General features: G+C 37.3%; 5 protein-coding genes. All 5 read right to left on the bottom strand.

Going from position 1 to position 6521, the window contains the following annotated elements; genetic code table 11:
• Positions 1–96 precede the first annotated feature (96 nt).
• Complete coding sequence (locus tag BUB86_RS11840; RefSeq protein ID WP_073209773.1) at positions 97–1272, bottom strand: restriction endonuclease; 1176 nt, start codon at positions 1270–1272, stop codon at positions 97–99.
• A gap of 20 nt (positions 1273–1292) precedes the next feature.
• Positions 1293–2108, bottom strand: coding sequence for a hypothetical protein (locus BUB86_RS11835; protein WP_073209771.1), 816 nt, complete (start codon positions 2106–2108; stop codon positions 1293–1295).
• A 72-nt stretch (positions 2109–2180) separates the two neighbouring features.
• The gene (locus tag BUB86_RS11830) at positions 2181–2558 is read right to left on the bottom strand and encodes a hypothetical protein (protein ID WP_073209769.1); all 378 of its coding nucleotides are present in this window, start codon (positions 2556–2558) and stop codon (positions 2181–2183) included.
• Between the two features lie 13 nt (positions 2559–2571).
• Positions 2572–3105 carry a hypothetical protein gene (locus tag BUB86_RS11825; protein ID WP_139261581.1) on the bottom strand — a complete coding sequence of 178 codons (534 nt, stop codon included), beginning with the start codon at positions 3103–3105 and terminating at the stop codon, positions 2572–2574.
• 1446 nt (positions 3106–4551) lie between these two features.
• A complete protein-coding gene (locus tag BUB86_RS11815) occupies positions 4552–6192 on the bottom strand; it encodes a DEAD/DEAH box helicase family protein (RefSeq protein ID WP_254795159.1) in 1641 nt (546 codons plus the stop codon).
• Positions 6193–6521: the final 329 nt, after the last annotated feature.

Below are 6521 nucleotides of genomic sequence, written 5' to 3'. Positions count from 1 at the left end.
TCCTCATCTGGAAAACACGATTAAAAATCGTGTCCCCCATCTGAGGTTAATATAATAAGGGAAATGGCCTTGACACAGTTCAACTTACACTACCAATTATTTTTCAAGCACATGCCTTCTTGCTCTTCTAAACCCCTTATCTACAGCTTCTTTCACTGTTGTTACATAGCATTCGCCAGGTAATTTGATTTGAGTTCTATAATACTGCTGGTCAAATGGGAGATGGTAAATTTTGTTACCATTGTTAATGTTGCACTTGATCATTGGAAAGTTTTTTAGTGGTCTAACACTAATAAGTACCCCTAGTTTACTAGCAAATTTTTTGGCCATGTCAGATAATTCGTTAGTAATCACAAGCCAAGGAACTATTTTGGTTTCCTGGGAAAACAAATCCTTGTTCGCAAGCTCATATTGCATGGCAGTTCCATACAATTGACAAACCACATTCTCATGCACAGGTCTGCCCTTTGCCCAGTTCTTGCATTGGATAATATATATATAGCGAACTCCATCCTCAACTCTTGAGGCAATAATATCACGTCCTAGATCATTAAGTCCATTCTCGATTCCATATTGAATAACACTGAATTTATTTTCCCGAAGGAGATGACCAACGTACATTTCATACTCCATACCAATCTGCCAATCAGACTTCTTTCCTTTTTTATATCTATCTAAAGCTAATTGGTTACGTGTGATTTCATCCATCTTCTTGTATTCGTCTGGGGTCACCCAATCAAATACTTCGTCGCGTTCTGCTTTGAAATCCTCATAATCTTTATAATCTGAAAGATGTGCCAAAGCTTCTTCATCGTCCACGTATTGCTTGAGTTCTGGAAAAGCATCCAATAGGAAAAGATACTTGTATTTCATCTCCTTGTAATATCGGATAGCTTCTTTTGTTTTCTCTTTCAATAGTTTTACATCTTCGGAACGCTTAACTGCAGGATGTTTTTTTGTCCTAAGGAAATGTGCAGTATCGTCATAAACTGCAGTATTCCAATCACAGAACAACTCTGCAACTCTGCTGAATGGCCTCTTACTCTTCATAATATCATTATGCAAAGAAACATATTTCTCGGATTCCTTTTGCATATCATCTACGAGCCTGTTTAGTTCGTATTTCTCATGTAAGAATTTTCTTCTTAAATTAGAAGTGTCTTTTTCAAACTTCTCCTCTTTGATTTTGAGCAAGCCTTTGTATGTTTGTTTTTGAATGTAACAAACGATTATAAATACTGCAATAGCAATAAAGAAAGCGCCTCCGTCCATAGTAAAAAAAAAGTTGAAAACTATTGATTCTTAACAACAGAAAAGCCATACCACTGGCCCATATCCTCGCCTTTGTAGAAGTAGTTCTTTGTATAGAAGCCTCCTATTGGATACGGACGACATGATTTATCCCTTTTAATTCGTAATGGTTTCAATTCGCCATCTTCTATCATTTCTAGTAACAAACAATCCAGATACATTGGATCAAATAGATATTCTTTGGGGAATTCGCTAATCGTTTCTCCGACAATTCTGGCATATGGTTTTGGCGTTTTTGTCAGATGTTTCAACAGAAGAGACTTAACGAACTCTTTTGACTTGCAAATAATCTGTTTCCCATCAGCTATTTTAGGAACACCTTCTGTCCCAAGAAGAGAAGAGTATATCCCATTGAACAATGTTCTTTCTTTATCCGTAAGCAATTTGATTCGTTCGAATCCGTCTTGTAAGTTTTCTGGAGTTGCGCCACCAGTCCACTTCGTGTCGTCATCGCTTACTATGAGGCAATGGTAAAGATCGCCTTCGACAATCGAACTAAAAAAATATAGCAGAAGCAGCGAGTTGGAATCATAAGTATGCCAAATAACAATCTTATCATAAGCTCTTAGATCAATATTTGCAAATCTAATGACGAGGTTATTGTATAGAGTTGTATGAGTCCCTTTAAGACAACGTTCCAATTCTAATTTGGACAACCCCCTTGGCAGACATGCCGTACAAAACGAATAGTCAAAAGCCATGATGTCAAAACTATCCTTAGGACCAAGATTATACATGGAGAGCTTCATGCTTCCTTCCCACGAGTTATTATCGCCAATATGTAAGGTTTTCTTCATGTCAGCTTATTTTTTTTTGTTGTTGGTACAAAGATAGACATTTTTTTTGAAATGAAACATTTCTCTCATGTTTTATTCAGATTTGTCTACAGATATACCTGCATAATCAAGTATTTCATCTGGAATAAATATCTCAAACAATCCAAAATCCTCTATTCCTTCACTATTAGGGTAATTACAAAGAAACTGTTGAATTGCTAATGACTGTACCTTTTCATACAATAATGGCAAATGATTCTTAAGCAATTCTGTGCATACCGTCTCGGACGTTGAATGCTCAAACCATTCATTATCCCAGGACCAATTCATCATTTCAACAAGATCATGTATGTTTTTGTCTGACAAGTCTATCAAGAGCTTAACATAACAATCTCTTTTGCGCCCTAATTCATATACAAACCATGGCATAGGGTAACACTCAAAAATATATATTCCTGCTCTCAATTCCATTTTTGCATCTTCTTCAAGTGATATATATCATGTGATAATGTAGTCTGGCGCTATGGCACTTTGGGCAAAATAGGGGATCATCGTTACCTTTAGAAATCGCTTCTTCCTTCTTTCTGATTATAGTGCCGCATTTACGACACACAAAATCTTCTTCTGCATCACCAAAGCAATGATATTTTTCGCTTTCGTTATATTCAACCACGAAAGCATAGCAATTAGGACACTGTCTTCCTATTGTGCAAGAATAAGATCCATGAGTAAAACTAGTGATTTTCTCTTCATAGCCACAATCTGCACATTTGATTACACCTGCACCTCCCATATGTGAAAAGCACATATAGTTTTCATCTGGGCGCAAACCTATCTTTGCTTTCAGCTCGTTCTTCTTTTGCTCTTCTTCTCTATTTCTTATCGTTTCTTTTCTTTTCGAGATTCTGTCGGAAATAAAAAACACCGGGAACAAAATAGGCAATAATGGCGGCACTACAAGAAAAAACATTATTTTTACTTTAGGTTCTTCATCAATGATATCCTTTCCTTTCCACATATTATATACATATATGCAGATAAACACTAGATAACACATCCCACAATAAATAAGCAAATAGCACATCCAATTCATAAGCATTTTGTTTTTGATTGTGCAAAGATAGTAATAATCGTAATAATTATCAGACCGTTTTGATTTGCAAGGCTTGCATACGTTAAGAAGATGGGCTATGTAGATTTCAATACCTTACAATCAGTAGAGAGTTTCTTCAACGTTAAGGGAGCAGCATTCCAAATAGAAGCATCTCCCTTTCTAATGTTTATTCAGAACGTCAGAATACACGTCTGAATGTCCTGTCATTACAATTTTCGTTTCCATTTTTGGCTATCAGATTCATTTTTGGAAATAAAACAGGCGTAAATATGTCTTAGGAATGGCTATAAATAGGATAGTGGCTTTTTGCGGCGATTTTGCGGCGATTTTGCGCCAAAAGCGCACGATTTAACAGTAATTTAGCAGAAATTGAGTTAATTTTAACTTAAAACTATATTCTAAAAAGGAAACAAAAAGGCTTGTAAGTATTTGACCTACAAGCCTTTATCTTGGGTGCCCGGACGGACTCGAACCGTCGACATTCAGAACCACAATCTCTCTCGGACGAGCCGTCATCATATTGATTCTCACCACGTTAATAAACTCTCTATTTGTCCTTCGGTAAACTATAAGTAAACATCAGAACTTTTGCAAAATAACAAAAATCTATTGAAATAGCCAATGTTTTCCATGTTAAAAATATAAAAGTGGAAGAAAATAATCATATATCTTCGTTTTCTTGCTAATGCCAGTTCCTCTATTTCCGAGTTTGTATGAAAAAGAAAAATGGCACACCTATAAAGATTTCTCTCTTAGGTGTACCACTTGCTGTTATTATGGCGTGCGCCATTCCTTTTCGTCTGGCTCAGACATATCTAAGTTGGATTCCTTTTTAAAGTATCTTATGAGGTTGTAGAAAAAAGTATCTTGGTATTCTTTGACTATCGCCCTGTTTATGATCTTGTTCCTCTTGATGAAATATTCCTCAATGGGCTCCTCGGGTTTGACTTTATATGCTCGCAGCCATATCTGTGCAATCTCTTTATTCCAGACACACCACTCGCCATAATGGTGTAGCCCTTTCGGTATCAATGAGTGGAGATGTTTTTCTGTTATTTGGTCGCCCTTGCGTATATCAAGTATCTGGAAAGATGGATTATGTGTTAGATATGCTCTCAGTCTGGTTAATAGCGCATTTCTATCTTTAGAAAATCCGATTTTGCAGTAGTTCCCGCTCTTTATAAAGTATAGCATAGCCCATTACAGTCTATAGTCAAAGATGGTATCTCCAAATCGGTAACCATTCACCTTTTTGCCATCTATGGTTTGGCTACAACGCTCTACTTTATATATGCTACATTGCTTAATCTGCGTGGCTTTTGGTGATAATAGAATACCAAGCCGTTTGAACTATTCAGCAAGTTTTAGCTTCAAGTCCTTGTCACTGATGAACTCGTCCTTTTTATAGATCGCCTTGAATGCCTGTTGTAGTTTTTTCTTGTCCTTGACAGCCTTCATCATCTTATCCTTATTCCATCTGAGGCTGTTCATTTCCTTTTCAGTAAGGTATAATCTGAAATCTCGGAACTCTGGATTTTCATCATCGTAATCTGCTGATGGATGCTCCAAGTAGTCCTTTAGCAATTGCTCATAGGAGATAATGATTGCTCTGGCAAGTTGTACGTCAAACTTATCGTACTCTTTCTTGTCGATAGATTCTTGCTTGGTCTGTCTAAGTTTCTCGGACTTGTCATAGAACGCCCAGAGATTCTTTCCGTCTTTGTAAGCCTGACGTATCTTGTGCTTGTGGATGAAAGACTGTTTCTTGTACTCGTTATAAACTAATCGCCCATCCTCGATAGACAATAGATCAGTTTCTACCGTTACTCTGCGGATAAGCACTTCAAGTTCCGATTCATCAGCCTTACTTTGTAATGAAAGTAACTGTGCGGCATCTTCCTCTTTACGTTGCATTTCCTCTTGAAACTCCTCGTCTGATGGTATGTTATCATTGGTAGAGTAGATATGCACCATCGTATTTCGGAAAATGTTCTGGTACTCGCTGTTACATCTTAAACGACCACTAATTTGTTCCATTGTAGTAGATATATCCACCAGCGTTTGTGTCCTGTATGCATCGCTTGTTACTATTACCAATGCGTTATTGGAAAAGAGGTTGCAGCCCTGAAAGCATTTCTTGGTAAAGAAGTTGATGCGCTTATTGGGAGCGATAACCGATTCAATAGGATACTCACCAAGAATCAGCCTGTTACGTTTTCTGGTAGCACAGCATATTTTAACCCCGTCTCTATCTAATGCCAGTGACTCCACGACTTGTTTAATGGTTGTCACGGAATTAAGAAAGATAAATAATTGTTCTACCTCTTTTTCTTCTCCGTTGATGTCTGGTAGGGCAAATCCCTCTTCATTGAATATTCGGATTAGTTTGCACAGTCCTTTGCAAAGATTGGTAGCCTTGATCTTTCTAACAGTAATCGGCATTCTCTGGTTCCACTCTACCCGATAGTGTGGCAACCGTTTAAAGAACTCGATTTCGTAATCTTCATCTATTGGAGTTGCAGACAAGAATGTGTAATGATCAAAAGCCCGTATTGTCTTGCACATATTGGTAATAGCAGATTCTCGGAAATCCATATCTTCAAGAATCAAGTGATATTCATCTATTAATAGTTTCCAGCCATCAGTCTTACCATCCATCCACTTTAAGAGCTTAGGTAGGCTGTCATAAGTAACAGCAATCTTGTATATCTGGTGCTCTCTTATGTACTTATTGAATGCCGATTCAGTTACCTTCCCATAGCATTTGAACACCTCGTATCTGTTATTCTTATCTGCTGCAATGCTTTCGACTAAATCTATGAATGGGCATACTACAATATAGTTGCTCTTGCAATTAATGGCAACATAAGTACCACCAACATCTGTCTTGGTCTTGTTCACGATACCGTGAGGTAATCCATCTTGAAAATCGGGAAGCTCGCTTAGGTATCGGGCTTCTCCACCATTGATAATTTGAATTTCTGAACTCATTTTTAATGTTTTGATTAGTTAACTGTAACGGCATCTGAGCCAATAAATATAATCTGCTGATTGTTGACAAGTTTACAGTACAGAATATTTTCTCTGGTTCTTAAGGAGCGGCTGAAAAAAAATGTTCTGTTCCAGCGCAAAAGAAAGAGGCGTATTCCTACACCTCTGAGAAGTTGGATATATTGTGTTACTGAGAACTAATCAACTAACCAAGTATATGCTTTTCCGATTAGAAGTCCAAGTTAAAAATCTTAAATCTCTGGAATTGCCAAAATAAAGCGATTTTGCTCGGAATCTATTAGCAAGGGTGACAAATTAACAATTCGGGC

Origin of the sequence: Xylanibacter ruminicola, from assembly GCF_900142525.1 — a bacterium.
GTDB classification, from domain to species: Bacteria; Bacteroidota; Bacteroidia; order Bacteroidales; family Bacteroidaceae; genus Prevotella; species Prevotella ruminicola_A.
The sequence above is the reverse complement of the archived record's forward strand: the minus strand, read 5'-3'. Positions and strand labels throughout refer to the sequence as shown.